The following is a 16,267-nucleotide window of genomic DNA, read 5'->3' as shown; positions in this document are numbered from 1 at the left end:
CGGGACTTTTACCCGCTCCCACACGATAACACCCTCAATGACGAGCGACGGAAGCGAACAGGTCCCCGAGGCCGCCACACGAGACCCCGACGCGCTGATTCGACGAGCGGGCGTGCGTGGCGACCCGAACCGAGACCAGCACTTTCTCATCGACGACCGCGTCGTCGATCGAATTCCGACGTACCTCCCGGCGGACGCCGACCGCTCGCACGTCCTCGAAATCGGGGGCGGTCCCGGCGTTCTCACGGACCGCCTGCTTGCGGTCGCCGACCGCGTGACCGTCGTCGAACAGGACCGGTCGTTCGCCGACCATCTCCGCCGCGAGTTCGCCGATGCAATCGCGGCCGACCGCCTCACGGTTCTCGAAGGCGACGCGCTGGAACTCGAACTCCCCGAGTTCACAGCCTGTGTCTCGAATTTGCCGTACGGCATCTCCTCGGAAATTTCGTTTCGCCTGTTGCCGCGCGGCAAGCCGCTCGTGCTCATGTTTCAAAAGGAGTTCGGCGAGCGGATGGCCGCCGAATCCGGCACGTCCGAGTACGGCCGCCTCTCGGTGAGCGCCCAACACTACGGCGACGTCGAAGTCTGCGAAATCGTTCCACGAGAAGCGTTCGACCCGAAACCGGCAGTCCAGAGCGCAATCGTTCGCATCACTCCTCGCGCGCCGGATTACGAGGTTGACGACGAGGAGTTCTTCTTCGACTTCGTAAAAGCGCTTTTCACCCAACGTCGCAAGACCATCCGAAACGGCATCCGAAACACGCCGCACATCTCTGGACTGTCAGACCCGGAAGCAGTCGTTGAGGCGGCCGACGAAGACGTACTTCGAAAGCGTGCCGGGAACATGTCTCCCGAAGCGTTCGCCGAACTCGCACAGCTCGCCGCCTCGGTTGGGGTATAATCCATGTCGGTTCCCGTGTTCGCTCCGCTTTCGAATCCCTCCTTGTTCCGTTCGACGAACAGCGTGCTCCAGACCGGCGGACTCGTCGAACTCGCCTCGTGGTTCCCCTCGTTCGAACTGCGTCTCGCCGCCAGCGTCTTCACCGCCGTTATTATCGCCGTAATCTGGCGATTCGGCGCTCGGCTCCACGACATGGACGTTGGCAGTGTCTCCGGTCCCGCCTGGCACCTCGGAGTCACGCTGCTCCGTCTGGTCGTCGTCGTCCTCGGCGGCGCGTTCCTCTTTGCCGTCTGGTCGCTCTCCGGCGACATCGGGACGCTCTCTCAGCAGTACGACCTCGGAACACAGACGCTGATACAGGTCGCCCTCTCGGGGACGTTCCTCGTCGGTGCGTACGTGTTGACGTCCGTCCTCGGTCGCTTCATACAGGAGATTGCGAGCACGCGCCCCGAGATATCCGACCACCAACGCGAGATTATCTACCGCCTGGCGCAGGTTTCGACGTACCTCGTCGCAACCATCGTCATCCTCGGAATCTGGGAGGCGAACCTCGGTGGGTTCCTCGTCGGTGCCGGATTCCTCGGTATCGTCGTCGGTATGGCCGCGCGACAGACGCTCGGTGCGCTCATCGCCGGGTTCGTCTTGATGTTCTCCCGCCCGTTCGAAATCGGCGACTGGGTCGAAGTCGGAGAACACGAGGGCATCGTCACCGAAATCACGGTCGTGAACACCCGCATCCAGACGTTCGACGGCGAGTTCGTCATGATTCCGAACGACGTGGTGAGTTCCGAAAGCCTCGTCAATCGAAGTCGAAAGGGGCGGCTCCGCCTCGACATCGACGTCGGCGTTGACTACGACACCGACCTCGACCACGCCGCTTCAGTCGCACAGACCGCGGTCGAGGAACTCGACGAGGTACTGTCGGTGCCGAAACCGCAGGTGGTCGCAAAGCGCTTCGGTAACTCTGCTGTCGTCCTCGGGGTGCGCCCGTGGATAGACCGCCCGAGCGCCCGCCGTCGGTGGCGCGCCCGAACCGCCGCAATCGGTGCGATTCACGAAGCGTTCGCCGACGAGGACATCACGATTCCGTTCCCACAGCGCGAACTCTCGGGGCGCAACCATCCCGGACCGGTTCCGATCACGGACGGTCCCTCGGCGGCTTCACCTGAGACTGACGGCGGCGACGTTGCCGACGCGGACGAGGCGGAGGCCGACAGCCGATGACCGACCTCGCCGAACGGCGCGGGATGAACACGTCCGTCTATCAGCCTGCGGAGGACTCCGGACTGCTCGCACAGGCGGCGCTCGACCGCATCGCCGGGCGTGTTCTCGAAGTCGGAACCGGCTCGGGGTGGGTCGCCGAACAACTCGCAACCAAGACGGACGCCGAGGTCGTCGCAAGCGACTTGAATCCGCATGCGTGCCGACAGGCCGCCGAGCGGTCCGCGTCGCTCCGCGCCGACGGGCACCGTGGATTCGAGGTCGTTCGCGGAAGTCTCGTCGAACCCTTCCGCGAGGACTCGTTCGACGCGGTTGCGTTCAACCCGCCGTATCTCCCTGAAGACCTCGAAGCGGCCCGCGACGACTGGATGGAAGTCGCGCTCACCGGTGGCGAAGACGGCCGCGAAATCATCGACCCGTTTCTCGACACCGTCGGCCGCGTTCTCAAACCCGGTGGCGAAGTGTTTCTGCTCGTGAGCAGTCTCACCGGCTATGACGAAGTACTCGCACGCGCCGAATCGAACGGGTTCAGCCACGAAGTCGTCGTTCAGGAGTCGTATCCGTACGAAACGCTCACTGTTCTGGCCCTGGAATAACCACCACGCATTTGTCGATACAGGAAATATTATACTCCGTCATTTCTTACCGACGAGTGATGACTGAACTCGTCTCGACGACACCGGGGTTGTATCCCCTCCCGGATTGGGCAAAGCAAGACCTCTCAGACCTGAAAGGTCACCAGAAACACGACCTCATCTCCGGCGACGAGGGCACAGACATCGTGAACGCGTACGACCGCGGCCGCGAGGAAGTCGTCTCGGAGCAGGTCGATGCCGGTCTCGACCGCATCGTCGAGGGTCAACTCCGCTGGGACGACATGCTCGCGCATCCGCTGACCGTCCACGAGAACGTCGAGACGGGCGGTATCGTCCGCTATTACGACAACAACAACTTCTACCGTGACCCGCAGGTCCGCGGCGACCTGACGTTCTCCGGTGACGTCGCGGCCGAACTAGAGACGACCGCTAACCACCTCGGTGACGAGTCCCTACAGGCCGTCCTCCCCGGCCCGTACTCGCTTTCCGACCTTGCGACCGACGAACACTACGGTGACGACGCGGCGTTCCTCGACGCCATCGGCGAGTTCCTCGCCGGCGAAGTCGAAGCGTTCCCGGAACACGAGACGCTGTTCCTCCTCGAACCCTCGCTCGTGTTCTCCCCCCCGGAAGAAGACATCGACGCACGCGTCCCCGAAGCGATTTCGGCTGTCGCCGACGCCACGGATGCGAACGTCGTCGTGCACACCTACTGGGGCGCACTCGAAGAGAAAGTCTACGCGCACTTGATGGACGCCGACGTCGATGCCCTCGGCTTCGATTTCGTCGCCGGTGACCGCGACCAGACGCTCTACAACATCAACGAGTACGGCACGAAAAACGACATCGCCCTCGGTCTCGTCGATGGCCAAAACACGCTGGTCGAAGACCCCGAGACGGTCCGCGAACGCGTCGAGTGGACGCTCGACCGCGTACAGAGTCAAACCTTCGATACTGCCTACGTGACGACCAACACTGAACTGTTCTACCTGCCGGAGAATCGCGCGATGGAGAAACTCGCCGCGGTCGCCGCCGCGGCCGAAACGGAAACGGAGGTGAAAGCATGAGCCGAAACGCAACGAACCGCGAGCAGTTCCGCCCGGCGACCCACGAGAACGAACACTTCCTTCTCACCACCGTCGTCGGGTCGTACCCGAAGCCCAAGTGGCTCAACCGCGCGACCGACCTCGCATCTGACCCCGATTCGAAGTTCACGGACGAACACCTCCACGAGGCCCACGACGACGCCTGTCGCGCCATCGTTGACGAACACGAACGCGCCGGGCTCGACACCGTCGTTGACGGCGAGATGCGCCGCAACGAGATGGTCGAGTACTTCGCTCACCGAATCCCCGGCTATGAGTTCAACGGCCCAGTGAAAGTGTGGGGCCACAACTACTTCGACAAACCGTCTGTCGTCGGTGAAGTCGAGTACGACGAACCGTGGCTGGTAGACGAGTTCGAATTTACCCGCAACGCCGCCTCCCGCCCGGTCAAGGTGCCAATCACGGGACCGTACACGCTCGCCAGTTGGTCGTTCAACGAGCAGTACGACTCCGAGGAAGCGCTGGCCTACGCCCTCGCCGACCTCGTCAACGAGGAAATCGAGCAACTCGTCGAGGCGGGTGCGACGTACATCCAAATCGACGAACCCGCGCTGGCGACGACGCCCGACGACCACGCCATCGTCGGCGAGTGTCTCGAACGCATCGTCGCGGGCGTCCCCGACGAGGTTCGTATCGGCCTGCACGTCTGTTACGGCGACTACTCGCGCATCTACCCCGAACTCAACGACTACCCAATCGACGAGTTCGACGTGGAACTCTGCAACGGCGGCTACGAGCAGATTGACGTGTTCACCGACCCCGAGTTCGAACCCGACCTCGCACTCGGCGTCGTGGACGTCCACACCGCCGAAGTGGAGTCGGTCGAAGAGATCAAAGCGAATATCAAACAGGGTCTCAAGGTCGTTCCGCCGGAGAAACTCACCGTGTCACCCGACTGCGGCGTGAAACTGCTCCCGCGCGAAGTCGCATACGAGAAGATGAAAAACATGGTCACCGCCGCCCGCGAAATCGAGGCCGAACTCGACGCTGGCGAAATCGACCTCACCGCGCCCGTTCCGAAGGCGGACTGAGTGCCTACGTAGCTGAGCACCCGAACAGCTGAGCGTCCGAGGTTCGAACGGTCGCCGATGTCGATTTTTCTGTCTTGGGTGACCGTCCCGACATTCAGGGGTTTCGTTCATGCCCTCGTGATTCTCAGATTTCTAACCCGTTGGTCGAATTTATGTTGTCAGACGTTGTCCTTTCGACGGGGGTGGGAACCTGTGACTAACAAGCAATACGACGAACAGAACGACGACCAACGGTTCCCGGTCGCGCGCCGGAGTATCCTGCGTGCCGCGGCCGCTTCGACGCTACTGGGTGTGGGAACCGGACCCGCCGTCGCTCGCGGCGACCGGTCAGAAAAAGAAAACGGGCCACCGGGTAACGGGGGCAGTGGTGGTGGTCCGACGCCGAACGAACTCGATTCGATATTCGGCTTCGCCTCGGTGGGGCCGAATCCCTGCTCGGGTGACGTGGGTTCGGAGTGTTTCGAGTCGTTCAAACCGCCGGTTCGACCGGCACACGAAGTCGAGTTCCGTATCGACATTCCGGGCCTCGTGTTCGCGCTGGCCGGACAGGGCGTCCTCACCGAAGAGACGATTGGAAACCTCAACGCGGCCGTCGAAGACGGCGAACTGACGGCCGGCGAACTGACCGACCCGGACGCTGAAGTAACCGTTCAGACGCAGGGTGGGCCGATGACGGTGACCATCGAGGAAATCGCCGAACTCCTCATCGACACCCTGGCGTTCAACTTCGACCCCGCCGGACTCGCCGTCAAGCCGGGTGATATCGTGCTCTTCAGCGCCGAGACACCGGACCACGCCGTCGCGGCGTACCACGAACGACACGGACGACAGAACCGCGTCCCCGACGATGTCGGGCCGTTTTCGTCGCCGCTCGTGCCCGTCGGCGGATACTGGCTCTACCGGTTCGAGACGACCGGCGTGTACGACGTCTACTGTCCCCCGCACGAGGCGTTCGGGATGGTCATGCGAATCGTCGTCTGCGACGACGGCGTCCCCGAACCGTCGGTCGAAGAGACTGGTCGCCCGCCGGAAGCAGAGAGTCTCTTCCCGATCGTTCTCGGCGGACTCGACCCGAACATCCCGAGTCCCGCGGAGGTGTTGGCATCGGCCGCGCTCTCCCCAGAAAACATCGTTGACCAAGGCACCGTCTCGTGGAATCACGTCGTCGAAGAACACCGCGCGTCCGGCTGATACCGTACGCCGCGACGACGCGTTTTATTTTTCTCGGCGCACTGAACGTCTCTGTTCCGAATAAATTAGACAATAGATAACACATAACATAGCGTAGCGTTCGTATGGGAACTGAGGCGGCCACACCAACGACCGAAAACGTCGAACTCTGCGGTCGGTACATCGAAGAGTTTGCGAACACAGGCGACGAGACCGTCGCGGAGGCGGTACTTCACGAAGACGTCCTCACACACCAACTGGGGGCCGGCGTAGACCGTGTGGGTCGAGAGTCGCTCGTCGCGCAGATACTCGGCTTCCGCGAGGCGGTCCCGGATTGGCATCTCACCATCGAGGACGCGGTCGGCCAAGACGACCGCGTGATGTGCCGTTTGACCGCCCGTGGGACGCCGCAGAAGGCGTGGGGGAATCTCGTTCCAACGGGTCGCTCGTTCGAAGCGGACGCGTTCTTCGTCTTCCGCATCGAAGACGGACGCATTGTCGAACAGTGGAATCTGGTGAATCTGATGGGCATCGTTCGGCAACTCGGGTTGTTGCCGCCGGGTCCGCGCGTCATCGCAAAGCTGGCGGCACACCGTCTTAAGTCTCGATTCGGGTCGGCATAGCGCCGGCTTCCGGCGGGTGAACGAGTTACACTCGATCGCTTTCGGTTGCCCGTGTGAACGCGGCCGGCCCGCTCCCGCTTTCGCTACGGTGTTCGCCGATACGCCACGAACCGTCCGACTCCCGAACTAACGGCAGTTCGGACCCAACCGCATCGGATATCTGTTCCGGCGAGACGTCACACGCCGATGCGATGCGTTCGAACCGCGAGTGGCCCGTCAACCGCTCGGGAACTGGGACCCAGAGCGTTGCCGTCCTGTCGTCGGGCGTTGCGAGTGCGAGGTCGAACCGGACGCCGTCGTTGAGCGTGAATCGTGACAGGCCGCGAGCGCCTCGGCGGCGCTCCGGAACGACGTCCGTCACGACGCCGGTATCGACGTGGTCGAGCGCGCGCATACCGGCGACTCGCAGTTCGACATCTTGGATGTCTGTCGGACCGAGCACGGCCGGCTTGACGAGCGTCGAGAAATTCGTCGCTAACCGTGCTGTCAGCCACGCTCCGACTGCCGTCACGCCGAGTATAGCGACCACTCCGACGACGAACACCACCACGAGTGCGAGGAGGACCAACTCCAGTTCAACCATACGACAGGTTTATCGCTCATCGCAAAATCGTTTTTCGCGTCGAAGCCGACAGTCCGATTCGGCGACTGAATGTTTGGCGAGGTCTGCTGGCTACGTAATTCGTCGTGCGACTGTGGCGAGTACTGGTAGCTATTCACTCACCGCGCGCCGAGAACGTCCCTCCCGTCGCTGAGAGCGCGGACGAGAGGGACCGCGACGTAGCCGCCGCTCCTCTCGGGTAAGAAACTAAAACTCGAGACGAGAGCTTACTCGTAGAGCCAGGTCTCGTCGATGCGCTCGTAGTCAACCAGTTCGTCGTCGTCGAAGAACAGGCTGATTTCGCGCTCGTTTGCGCCCTCGTCCTCGTGGTCGGAGCCGTGGATGACGTTCCGACCGAGGTCGAGACCGTAGTCACCGCGGATGGTGCCGGGAGCGGACTCGGCGGGATCGGTCTCGCCCATCATACGGCGGACCTGTCGCGTCGCGTCCTGACCTTCCCAGACCATCGCAAAGACGGGACCAGAAGTGATGAAGTCAACGAGGCCTTCGAAGAACGGCTTGCCCTCGTGCTCGCCGTAGTGCTCGTGGGCGAGTTCCTCGTCGATCTGCATGAACTTGCCGGCGACCATCTTGAGACCGCGGTCCTCGAATCGGGAGACGATGTCTCCGATGAGACCGCGCTGGACGCCGTCCGGCTTGACCATCACGAAGGTTCGCTCGGCGTCGGACATTTAGTTGTCCTCCTCAGAACGACCGCGTGCGCGGCGGCCGGCTTCCGTCCACTCAAGCTCGCGTGCCTCGCGGCCGAGGAAGTAGTTCTTCTCGGCCTTCGAGTTCTTGAAGTGGAGGATGGTTCCGTCGATCTTGACGTACATCGTGCCCGTTCCGGGCTCGATTTCTTCACCGCTGTAGTCACACGTGCGCTTCTCGACCATTGTTACTGTCCTCCGATGGAGTCGGCGTCACGCTGGGTCTCGCGGAGCTGGAGGATGTCGCCCTCACGGACGGGACCCAGCACGTTTCGCGTGATGATACGGCCCTTGTTGGAGCCTTCACGGATGCGGCACTTGACCTGCATGGCCTCGCCGTGCATCCCTGTCTTTCCAACGACTTCGATGACTTCAGCAGGCGTCGAGTCGTTGGCTTGTTCGTCCGCGCTCATGGTCGGTTATCGAAGGTCCTCGACCTTAGTCGCAATGTCCTCGACATCGTCGGAGGCTTCGCCGCCGTCAACGATGGCGGCCGCGGCACTGCCGACTTCGAGACCGGCGGCGTGGCCGATGTCGTCCTGCGTCTCGACGAAGATGAACGGAATGCCCTTCTCGTCGGCGAGTTCGGGCAGGTGCATGACGATCTCCTCAGGGGAGACGTCTTCCGCGATAAGGACGAGCTGGGCGTTGCCCCGCTCGATGGACTTGGTCGTTTCGTTGGTTCCTTTCTTCACGATACCAGTATCTCGGGCGACCTCGAGCGCCTCGACGGCGCTGTCAGCGAGGTCGGCCGGTACGTCGAAGTCTACGTAAACAGCCATTGTTGTTCACCTATATCCTGCTCGCGGGCTCGACTCCCTCGCCGGCGCATCGGTCGGTCGGTCACAACCGGTAGGCACGATATCCCTACGGCGAGGAGGTTCATCAACCCCGGACAGGCTGTAACCATTCTTTGCTCCGGCCCCCATAAAAGCGCTTTCAAAATCTCGACGGCGTGCGATGGCTCCGCACGCCACGCGAGAAACGCCGATTTTTCGCGGCCCCGACGGCTACAGGCGGCCGTCGAAGAACCCGACCGAAGAACGTGAATAGGCGCGCCGACATAGCGACGGTATGACCCGCTCCGGCGACGGCGCTCGCCGACCCGACACACTCGATAGCGAGTCTCTCGCGGCCGCCCGACGCGACGAGGCGATGGCGACGAACCAACGACGACTCCTCGTCTTCGCCGGCGACAGAGACGCCGGTATCGACGCCGCCTTCGATGTCGTTCGCGGGGCCGACGTCCCCGACGACGAAGTGACCTTCGTCACGTCCCGCGAGGGGTTCCGATTCGAGCGTCTCGACCCGCGACACGCGTCGTCACTCCTCGGCACGACGCGGACCGTCGTCGTCCTCGACGCCCACGAATCGTTCTCGCCGAACGCGCTCGGCCGCGTCGCCGGTGCCGTCGATGGCGGCGGCCTCCTCGTCTTGCTCACTCCGTCGCTCGACGAGTGGGCGTCTCACCGCGATTCGTTCGACGAACGCCTCGCAGTGCCACCTTTCGGCGTCGATGACGTCGCGGGGCGGTTCCGCGCCAGACTCGTCTCGACGCTTCGGGACCACCCCGGCGTCGCGCTCGTCGACCTCGAAAACCAGACCGTCGAGCGCGACGGGTCGTACACACAGGGAATCTCGTTCGAGACGCCTGTGCCGTCAATTCCGCGCGACGCAGACCGACGGTTCCCGCGCCGCGCCTACGAGGACTGCCTGACAGCCGACCAGTCGGACGCGCTCAGCGCGCTGGAAGCGCTTCGGCGCACCGGACAGGCCGTCGTCGTCGAAGCCGACCGCGGACGCGGCAAGTCGAGCGCCGCCGGTCTCGCCGCCGGGAGCCTCGCGGCCGAGGGACGGACTGTCGTCGTGACCGCCCCCGACGAGCGAAACGCCGCCGAGGTGTTCGTCCGGGCGGAGCGACTCCTCTCCACGCTCGGCACACTCGCCGACGGAAGCGCGGACGACTACCACTTGTCGGCAACGACCGGTGGATGCATCTCGTACGTCCCACCGACCGAGGCGGGGGCCGCCGCGGCGTCTGCCGAGACCGACGCGCTCGTCGTAGACGAGGCGGCCGCGCTCCCGGTTCGGCTTCTCGAATCGTTCCTCGATACACCCGCAGTCGCGTTCTGTACGACGGTTCGCGGGTACGAGGGCGCAGGTCGCGGGTTCGCCGTCCGGTTCCGCGACCGACTCGACGACTCGGACCACGACGTCAGCTCGGTTCGCCTTGCCGACCCGATTCGGTACGCCGCCGGCGACCCGGTCGAATCGTGGGCGTTCCGCGCGCTCCTCCTCGACGCTCGCCCGCCGGTTGACCAGTTGGTCGCGGACGCGACTCCCGAAACCGTCTCGTACCGGACGCTCACGCCCGACGACCTCCTCGCGGACGAACATCGCCTGCGCGAGGCGTTCGGCTTGCTCGTTCTCGCACACTACCGGACTGAACCGGACGATTTAGCCCGTCTCCTCGATGCGCCGAACCTGACGCTCCGGGCGCTCACGCACGACGGCCGAATCGTCTCCGTCGCACTGCTCGCCCGCGAGGGCGGTCTCGACGCCGAAACGCGCCGACACATGTACGACGGCGGGCGCATCCGCGGGAACATGCTCCCCGACGTGTTCACCAGCCAACTCCGCGACGAGGACGCCGGCGTGCCCGTCGGCTACCGAGTGATGCGAATCGCCACCCATCACGCGGTTCGGTCCAGCGGTCTCGGCTCTCGACTGCTCTCGGAGATTCGAGCCGAGTTCGAGACCGACGCGGACTATCTCGGCGTCGGATTCGGCGCGACTCCCGAACTCCTCTCGTTTTGGCGCGAGAACGACTACGGGTGTGTACACCTTTCGACTACCCGTAACGACACCAGCGGGGAGTACTCCGCGCTCATGTTGCACCCGCTTTCCGACCTCGGCCGCGAACTTCACGACAGACACGCCGACTGGTTCTGTGACCGCATCGGCGACGTGCTCGGCGACGCGCTCTCTGACCTCGACCCCGACGTCGCCCGTGCGGCACTCGCCGCCGCCGACACCGACTACGACGCCGACCTCTCGGCGTACGAATGGCGCGTCGTCGTCGGGGCCTCGTACGGTCCCGGACTGTACACGACTGCGCCGGGCGCGTTCCGGCGGCTCGCACTCGCGCATCTCACGTCGCCCGGCCGCGCCTCGCTGTCGGCGCGAGCGGAGCGCTTGCTCGTCCGAAAAGTGTTACAAACGCGACCGTGGCCGGACGTGGCCGACGAACTCGACTTCCACTCCACCGCGCAGGCGATGCGCGCCCTCGGCGACGCCTACGAACCGCTCGTGGACGAGTACGGTGGCGATGCGGCACGCGAAGAACGCGACCGATTCCTGTAGTCCAACACACCGATACGCCTCCGCGACGACTGCTTCCGTATGGCCGAGTGTAGCGAACCCGACTGTGCGAACGTCGCGGCGGTCAGACTCTACATCCCGTGGGATGCCGACAGAGACGTCTGCCCAGCCCACGCGAGGGCGCTCGTCCAACAGGACGGCGTCGTCGCCGAACCGCTCGACGGCGCGGAAGAACACTGGTCGTAACGCCGCCGCTGGTGGCCGGGACTCGATTTTCGTGTCGCGCTCGCGCTCGCCGTTCCGTCGCAGAAATCAGGGTTCGAGTCTGTGATGTGATACGGCGCGTACCGCGTGCCGCGTGTCGTCTCACCGGAGCGAGGCGGCCATCATCACTTCATCGACGTAGTCGCCATCGATTTTGTAGTGATTCTCGCGGACGGCTTCGGTCTCCCAGCCGTGGCCTTCGAGGAACTCGATTGCGACCTCGTTGGTCGCCGGCACGCTGTTGTACAGTTTCTCGAAACCGTGGTCGCGCGCCCACCCGACGCCGCGGTCGAGGAGTTTGCTCCCGATGCCGTGGCCGCGGAACTCCGGCCGCGTGCCGACGGTGAGGACGGCCGTATGGCTCAATTTCTCGGCTTCGGGCAGGTCGAGATGGACCCATCCCGCGAGTTCATCTCCGACGGTTGCGACGAACACCATTCGGGAACTGACGTCGTTGTGCCGGAGAACGACTTCCTCGTGGTCGAGCACGTCGGCGACGGTCTCGGCTTCGATGTAGCGCCCCTCGTCTGCAACCTCGTGGATGGCCTCGACGAGGCTTTCGAGGTCAACGTTTTGCGCCATCCGAATCGTTACGTCGAGACCGTCGAGTTCGACCGTCTCCTCCTCGCCGGGCGCGTACGCGACCTCGACGTGTTTGCCGACCTTTCGGATGTAGCCATCGCGTCGAAGAATCGTCAGATGCGACCCGAGCGCCGCCGGTTCGAAGTTGAGCGCGCGCCGCACTTCGTCCTCCCGAACGGTTCCGTGACGCTCGATGTATTCGTAGATATCTTTCCGGTCTTTGTGTCCGAAGTTGAGACTATCAGTTACTTCCATGGTACACAATCACACCCATGGTTAATAATTGTTGTTCGTGGTGGATTCGGTGAACGACGGGTGGAGACAAACGAAAATTCGGCGTTGGGACTCAGTGTCGTGCCGGAACACAGGTCAGCAGTTGCGCCGTGTCGCGGGTGTTGTGCGTCTTGAGAAGCACTTCTGCGGCCTCCCGAATCGTGAAGTCGGCGTCGAGTTCGACCCCGTAACACCGGGTGTACAGCGAAAGCCAGTCGTTGAGCGTCCGGTGGAGCAGTCGGAACTCGCGCTCGGTGAATTCGACCATCCGACCGCCGGTCCGCGCCTCGATATAGAGTGCGACCGCCGGGCCGACTCCGTCGCGGGCGCATTCGAGGGCGCGCTCGTCGGCGGCGGATTCGGGCGGCGGGTCGAACGCCGATTTCGCTTGCCGCGCCTCGGCCGCGAGGTCCCTGACGCGCTCGCCGAACCTGACGTGTTCGGGGTCGCGGTCGGCGTCGGTCGCGGCCCGCGATGCGGTGTCGCCCGTCATCGACTACCCCCACTTGAACTCGACACCCTTGTCGCCGCGCGGGTGTTCCCACTCGGTGTCGGCGACGACGGCGCAGGTGCCGCATTCGACGCAGGGTTGCGTGTCGAGGCTGACGACGCGTTCTTCGGAGCCGTTCGTCCGGACGACTTCCTCGCGGTAACAGCCACCGCCGAAATCGACGGCCGAAACCGGGCAGGCCGTGACGGCGGCCCCACTCGCCTCGTAGGAGTTGTCGAGGACCGTGATGTGCGGCGACCCGATGTCGGTGTCGTAGGTCAGGTCGCCGATGCGGGCTTCGAGACTCGGCGGCGTCACTGAACTCTCCTCGCGCACTCGCGTCCCCAGTTCTTCGGCGATGACCGTCGGAAGCGTGACGTACGGCGTTCGCGTATCGGGCATCATCGCCGACAGCATCGGGACGTTGTAGACTCGCCCGAGTTGTCCGGAGAGGGCACGGATTCCGGCACGGCCGACGGCCGAAGTGAGCACGGAATCGACTATTTCGGTCACCCCGTCGTCCTCGGCGAGGCCACGGACCAACTCGTACCCGCGCGGCCGGAGTTTCTTCATCACGCCCTCGTCCCGAAGTTTCCGCGAGTAGCGCGTTCCCGCCTTTTCCGGTTCGTTTCGGGATTTCGCCTGCGCGTACGCCTCTGCCGCGAGCGCCCCCGCGGTGACGGCGTGATTCATCCCCTTGATGATGGCTCCCTGTGCCTGCATCTGGCCGGCGGCGTCGCCGACGAGGAGTAAGCGACCGAAGTGCGGTTCGCGGAGTGCCACCTTCTTCGAGTCGGGGACGAGTTTAGCGCTGTACTCCAGTTCGGTGTAATCGTCGCCGAGCCACTGTGCCAAAAGCGGGTGCGTCAAGAGGGAATCGAGCAGTTCGTGCGGTTCCGCCCGCTCGGCGACGAGGCTATCGAGATGGAAGACGGTCCCCAACGAGAGCGTGTCGCGGTTGGTGTAGAGGAACCCGCCGCCGCGGACGCCCTCGAAGAGGTCGCCCGAAAAGAGGTGTGCGGCACCCTCGTCGGCACCGATATCGAAGCGGTCGGCGATAACGTCGCTCGGCACGTCGGCGACGGCTTTCACGCCTTGGAACCACTCGTCGGGTTCGTCCCAGTCCATCAGCCCTGCGTCGCGGGCGAGTTCGGAGTTCACACCGTCGGCGGCGACGATAACGTCGGCCGTTATCGGGTCGAGTTCCTCGGTCTCGACGCCGACAATTTTCCCGTCTTCGCGGTAGAGACCGGTGACGTGGACGCCCGTCAGGAGCCCGCCGCCGGTCTCTCTGGTTCGCTCGTGAACGCGGTCTTCGAGCCACGAGTCCATCTTTCGACGGAGGACGGAGTCCGACCACTCGGTGTCGTGTTCGTGGAGGTTGGACAGGTCGAACGACTCGACGCGCTCGCCGGCGATGTTGTGGATGCGGTACCTCGTGATTGGTCGCTCTGACGCCTCCTCGCGGAAGTCCGGAAAGAGGTCGTCGATGGTGTACGGCGCGGATTGCTCGGCGTAGATGAGCCCGCCCGAGACGTTCTTCGACCCGGCTTCGACGCCGCGTTCGAGAACGAGCGTCTCGATGCCGTAGTTGGCGAACGTCGCGGCCGCGGCCGCACCGCCGGGTCCCGCCCCGACGACGAGTGCTTCGTAGTGTTCGTGTTCAGTCATCGTGAATCACCTCTCGGTTCGGTTCGGTCGGCGTCTGCTAGCCCGCCGTCGCTGGCGACTACCGCCTCGAACTGCCCTTCTTTCAGCGCCGTCGTCAACTGCGGGAGCACCTCGAAGAGGTCGCCTTCGATGAAGTAATCGGAGAAGTCGCGGATGCGCGCGTTCGGGTCGGTGTTGATGGCGACGATAGTGTCCGATTCGTCCATCCCGACTTTGTGCTGGACCGCACCGGAGATGCCCGCCGCGACGTAGAGTTTCGGCGCGACGACCTGTCCGGTCTCGCCGATTTGCCTGTCTTCGTGAGTGTACTGTTCGACGTGGGCGTCGAACTGGAACGACCCGGTGACGATGCCGCGTGTCACGCCGACTTCAGAATCCTCGAATTGGTCTGCGAGTTCGATGGCGAGTTCGATACCCTTCGTCGGGTCGTCGTCGATGCCGCGGCCGACCGCGACGATGACCTCGTGACCAGTCAGGTCGATACCCTCGTCCAACTGGTCGTACTCGGTGACGGTGACGCGGAACCAGTCGTCTTCGAGCGGCGCGTCGTGTTCGATGACGACGCCCTCGCGGGTCGGGTCCGGGTCCGGAACGTCGAAACTACCGGGGATGACGGACGCGCCCTGCGGGTGGAACTCCCGCGTCGGATTGTCGATGCAGAGAATCGTCGAGTACTCGAACCCCGAAAAGTCCGGCCGCTTCATGTGAAGCACGCGCTCGAACTCCTTTTTCTCGCCCGCGACGCCGGTCTTGACGGGGTTCGAGATGACTTCCTCAGTGATGTAGAGACCGGAACAGTCGCTTGCGAGACCCGAGTCGAGTTCGGCCTGCACGAGCGCCGAGAGGTCGCGGCCGTTGTTCGTCGCCGGAAAGAGCACGTACCGCGGCTTGTCGTAGTCGCGCCACTCCTCGTCGCGGCCGCCGTGGACCGCGCCCCCGTCGTGGGACGCACCCGCGCGGGCCATGTCGCAGAAGATTTCGGTGTACGGTTTGTGCTGGAAGCGGTCGAGACGGTCGTCTTCGCGGACGACGACCGCGTCCGCGCCGTAGGCGACGACGTCATCGACGTGGTTCGTCACGTCAGGACCGATGAGGATGGCGACGACTCGTTCGTCGGCCTCGTAGTCGTCGTTGTAGGTGTCCATCAACTCGCGGGCCTTGCCGAGCATCTCCTTCGACACGTCCACGAGTTCGCCCGCCTGCGTCTCGCAGTAGACCCACATGTCGCGGTAGGTCCCGCCGCGAAGCGACCGGACGTGACGCTTGTCGCGGGTCGGATGGTCGAGGTCCGGATGGCGTTCTTCCGGCGGGCGGTCGTCGATTTCGGCTTCGGCGGCCTCGTCGTCGCTCCCGCGGACCGAGTCGAGACGGTTGCGGATGAGTCGCGTCACCGAGTCGCGGTTCTCGCCCGCCGCTTCGCGTTCGAGGAGCGATTCGAGGTCGGCCACCGCATCGACGTTCTGGAGGGCGTTTCCGACCTCCGCGGTGCTCATCGACGCGAGGTCCAGTCCCTCTGTGTCGGTCGTCTCCTCGTCGTCTTCGGTGAACTTCTCGATGCGACTTTCGATGAGCGCGATTGCTGGTGCGCGGTTCTCGCCGCGGTGTTCGGCTTGGAGGATTTCCTCTAACTCGCCGCGGTCGTCGATGTCCTTGATTGCCGGGCCGAGTTCCGAAATCTCGTAGTCGCCGGGGTCGAAGTCGGTCACG

The 16,267-nt window shown here is 64.0% G+C and carries 18 protein-coding genes; 9 read left to right on the top strand and 9 right to left on the bottom strand.

Annotated features, from left to right (window positions below; all coding sequences use genetic code 11):
- Window positions 1-37 precede the first annotated feature (37 nt).
- The 7 genes from C440_RS10950 (at window position 38) to C440_RS10920 (ending at window position 6,648) form a co-directional block, all read left to right on the top strand.
- A complete protein-coding gene (locus C440_RS10950; RefSeq protein WP_008320545.1) occupies window positions 38-901 on the top strand; it encodes a 16S ribosomal RNA methyltransferase A in 864 nt (287 codons plus the stop codon).
- 3 nt (window positions 902-904) lie between these two features.
- Window positions 905-2,125: a mechanosensitive ion channel family protein gene (locus C440_RS10945; RefSeq protein ID WP_008320544.1), complete on the top strand. Its 1,221-nt coding sequence runs from the start codon at window positions 905-907 to the stop codon at window positions 2,123-2,125.
- Window positions 2,122-2,718 (top strand): HemK2/MTQ2 family protein methyltransferase, encoded by a 597-nt coding sequence (locus C440_RS10940; RefSeq protein ID WP_008320543.1) that lies wholly within the window; start codon window positions 2,122-2,124, stop codon window positions 2,716-2,718. The genes C440_RS10945 and C440_RS10940 overlap by 4 nt, the downstream gene beginning before the upstream one ends.
- A gap of 59 nt (window positions 2,719-2,777) precedes the next feature.
- Window positions 2,778-3,785, top strand: coding sequence for a 5-methyltetrahydropteroyltriglutamate--homocysteine S-methyltransferase (locus C440_RS10935; RefSeq protein WP_008320542.1), 1,008 nt, complete (start codon window positions 2,778-2,780; stop codon window positions 3,783-3,785).
- Window positions 3,782-4,855 (top strand): methionine synthase, encoded by a 1,074-nt coding sequence (locus C440_RS10930; RefSeq protein ID WP_008320540.1) that lies wholly within the window; start codon window positions 3,782-3,784, stop codon window positions 4,853-4,855. Before C440_RS10935 ends, C440_RS10930 begins: the two co-directional genes overlap by 4 nt.
- 192 nt (window positions 4,856-5,047) lie before the next feature.
- Window positions 5,048-6,046 (top strand): cupredoxin domain-containing protein, encoded by a 999-nt coding sequence (locus tag C440_RS17930; protein WP_008320538.1) that lies wholly within the window; start codon window positions 5,048-5,050, stop codon window positions 6,044-6,046.
- 104 nt (window positions 6,047-6,150) lie between these two features.
- Window positions 6,151-6,648, top strand: coding sequence for an ester cyclase (locus C440_RS10920; protein WP_008320536.1), 498 nt, complete (start codon window positions 6,151-6,153; stop codon window positions 6,646-6,648).
- A gap of 25 nt (window positions 6,649-6,673) precedes the next feature.
- On the opposite strand, the gene C440_RS10915 is transcribed toward C440_RS10920, so the two are convergent.
- The 5 genes from C440_RS10915 to rpl7ae form a co-directional block, all read right to left on the bottom strand.
- Window positions 6,674-7,231 (bottom strand): hypothetical protein, encoded by a 558-nt coding sequence (locus C440_RS10915; RefSeq protein WP_008320535.1) that lies wholly within the window; start codon window positions 7,229-7,231, stop codon window positions 6,674-6,676.
- Between the two features lie 245 nt (window positions 7,232-7,476).
- Window positions 7,477-7,941 (bottom strand): nucleoside-diphosphate kinase, encoded by a 465-nt coding sequence (gene ndk / locus C440_RS10910; RefSeq protein WP_008320533.1) that lies wholly within the window; start codon window positions 7,939-7,941, stop codon window positions 7,477-7,479.
- Window positions 7,942-8,145 (bottom strand): 50S ribosomal protein L24e, encoded by a 204-nt coding sequence (locus tag C440_RS10905; protein WP_008320532.1) that lies wholly within the window; start codon window positions 8,143-8,145, stop codon window positions 7,942-7,944.
- Window positions 8,146-8,147: 2 nt separating this feature from the next.
- Window positions 8,148-8,372, bottom strand: a complete 225-nt coding sequence (locus C440_RS10900) for a 30S ribosomal protein S28e (RefSeq protein WP_008320531.1) — start codon at window positions 8,370-8,372, stop codon at window positions 8,148-8,150.
- A 6-nt stretch (window positions 8,373-8,378) separates the two neighbouring features.
- Entirely contained in the window at window positions 8,379-8,741 is a 363-nt protein-coding gene (rpl7ae, locus tag C440_RS10895) for a 50S ribosomal protein L7Ae (protein ID WP_008320530.1), read from the bottom strand.
- A 292-nt stretch (window positions 8,742-9,033) separates the two neighbouring features.
- Here rpl7ae and tmcA point away from each other — a divergent pair, with 292 nt between their 5' ends.
- Window positions 9,034-11,322: a tRNA(Met) cytidine acetyltransferase TmcA gene (gene tmcA / locus C440_RS10890; protein WP_008320529.1), complete on the top strand. Its 2,289-nt coding sequence runs from the start codon at window positions 9,034-9,036 to the stop codon at window positions 11,320-11,322.
- A gap of 39 nt (window positions 11,323-11,361) precedes the next feature.
- Complete coding sequence (locus tag C440_RS17800; RefSeq protein WP_008320528.1) at window positions 11,362-11,526, top strand: hypothetical protein; 165 nt, start codon at window positions 11,362-11,364, stop codon at window positions 11,524-11,526.
- Between the two features lie 120 nt (window positions 11,527-11,646).
- Here C440_RS17800 and C440_RS10885 read toward each other — a convergent pair whose 3' ends face one another.
- The 4 genes from C440_RS10885 to C440_RS10870 all read right to left on the bottom strand — a co-directional run bounded on the left by C440_RS10885 (window position 11,647) and on the right by C440_RS10870 (window position 16,266).
- Window positions 11,647-12,381 (bottom strand): GNAT family N-acetyltransferase, encoded by a 735-nt coding sequence (locus C440_RS10885; RefSeq protein ID WP_008320527.1) that lies wholly within the window; start codon window positions 12,379-12,381, stop codon window positions 11,647-11,649.
- Between the two features lie 91 nt (window positions 12,382-12,472).
- Entirely contained in the window at window positions 12,473-12,892 is a 420-nt protein-coding gene (locus tag C440_RS10880) for a hypothetical protein (protein ID WP_008320526.1), read from the bottom strand.
- A 3-nt stretch (window positions 12,893-12,895) separates the two neighbouring features.
- Window positions 12,896-14,560 carry an FAD-dependent monooxygenase gene (locus C440_RS10875; RefSeq protein WP_008320525.1) on the bottom strand — a complete coding sequence of 555 codons (1,665 nt, stop codon included), beginning with the start codon at window positions 14,558-14,560 and terminating at the stop codon, window positions 12,896-12,898.
- Window positions 14,557-16,266 (bottom strand): electron transfer flavoprotein subunit alpha/FixB family protein, encoded by a 1,710-nt coding sequence (locus C440_RS10870; protein WP_008320524.1) that lies wholly within the window; start codon window positions 16,264-16,266, stop codon window positions 14,557-14,559. Before C440_RS10870 ends, C440_RS10875 begins: the two co-directional genes overlap by 4 nt.
- Window position 16,267: the final 1 nt, after the last annotated feature.

The sequence above is a fragment of the Haloferax mucosum ATCC BAA-1512 genome (assembly GCF_000337815.1).
GTDB lineage: Archaea > Halobacteriota > Halobacteria > Halobacteriales > Haloferacaceae > Haloferax > Haloferax mucosum.
Note: the sequence above shows the minus strand (reverse complement) of the source record. Positions and strands in the feature narration are given on the sequence as shown.

Coding starts and splice junctions, on each gene's coding strand:
- C440_RS10940 (WP_008320543.1), top strand. CDS start 2,122: ATGACCGACCTCGCCGAACGGCGCGGGATGAACACGTCCGTCTATCAG.
- rpl7ae (WP_008320530.1), bottom strand. CDS start 8,741: ATGGCTGTTTACGTAGACTTCGACGTACCGGCCGACCTCGCTGACAGC.
- C440_RS10875 (WP_008320525.1), bottom strand. CDS start 14,560: ATGACTGAACACGAACACTACGAAGCACTCGTCGTCGGGGCGGGACCC.
- C440_RS10905 (WP_008320532.1), bottom strand. CDS start 8,145: ATGGTCGAGAAGCGCACGTGTGACTACAGCGGTGAAGAAATCGAGCCC.
- C440_RS10915 (WP_008320535.1), bottom strand. CDS start 7,231: ATGGTTGAACTGGAGTTGGTCCTCCTCGCACTCGTGGTGGTGTTCGTC.
- C440_RS10945 (WP_008320544.1), top strand. CDS start 905: ATGTCGGTTCCCGTGTTCGCTCCGCTTTCGAATCCCTCCTTGTTCCGT.
- C440_RS10900 (WP_008320531.1), bottom strand. CDS start 8,372: ATGAGCGCGGACGAACAAGCCAACGACTCGACGCCTGCTGAAGTCATC.
- C440_RS10930 (WP_008320540.1), top strand. CDS start 3,782: ATGAGCCGAAACGCAACGAACCGCGAGCAGTTCCGCCCGGCGACCCAC.
- C440_RS10920 (WP_008320536.1), top strand. CDS start 6,151: ATGGGAACTGAGGCGGCCACACCAACGACCGAAAACGTCGAACTCTGC.
- ndk (WP_008320533.1), bottom strand. CDS start 7,941: ATGTCCGACGCCGAGCGAACCTTCGTGATGGTCAAGCCGGACGGCGTC.
- C440_RS10935 (WP_008320542.1), top strand. CDS start 2,778: ATGACTGAACTCGTCTCGACGACACCGGGGTTGTATCCCCTCCCGGAT.
- C440_RS10880 (WP_008320526.1), bottom strand. CDS start 12,892: ATGACGGGCGACACCGCATCGCGGGCCGCGACCGACGCCGACCGCGAC.
- tmcA (WP_008320529.1), top strand. CDS start 9,034: ATGACCCGCTCCGGCGACGGCGCTCGCCGACCCGACACACTCGATAGC.
- C440_RS10885 (WP_008320527.1), bottom strand. CDS start 12,381: ATGGAAGTAACTGATAGTCTCAACTTCGGACACAAAGACCGGAAAGAT.
- C440_RS10950 (WP_008320545.1), top strand. CDS start 38: ATGACGAGCGACGGAAGCGAACAGGTCCCCGAGGCCGCCACACGAGAC.
- C440_RS17800 (WP_008320528.1), top strand. CDS start 11,362: ATGGCCGAGTGTAGCGAACCCGACTGTGCGAACGTCGCGGCGGTCAGA.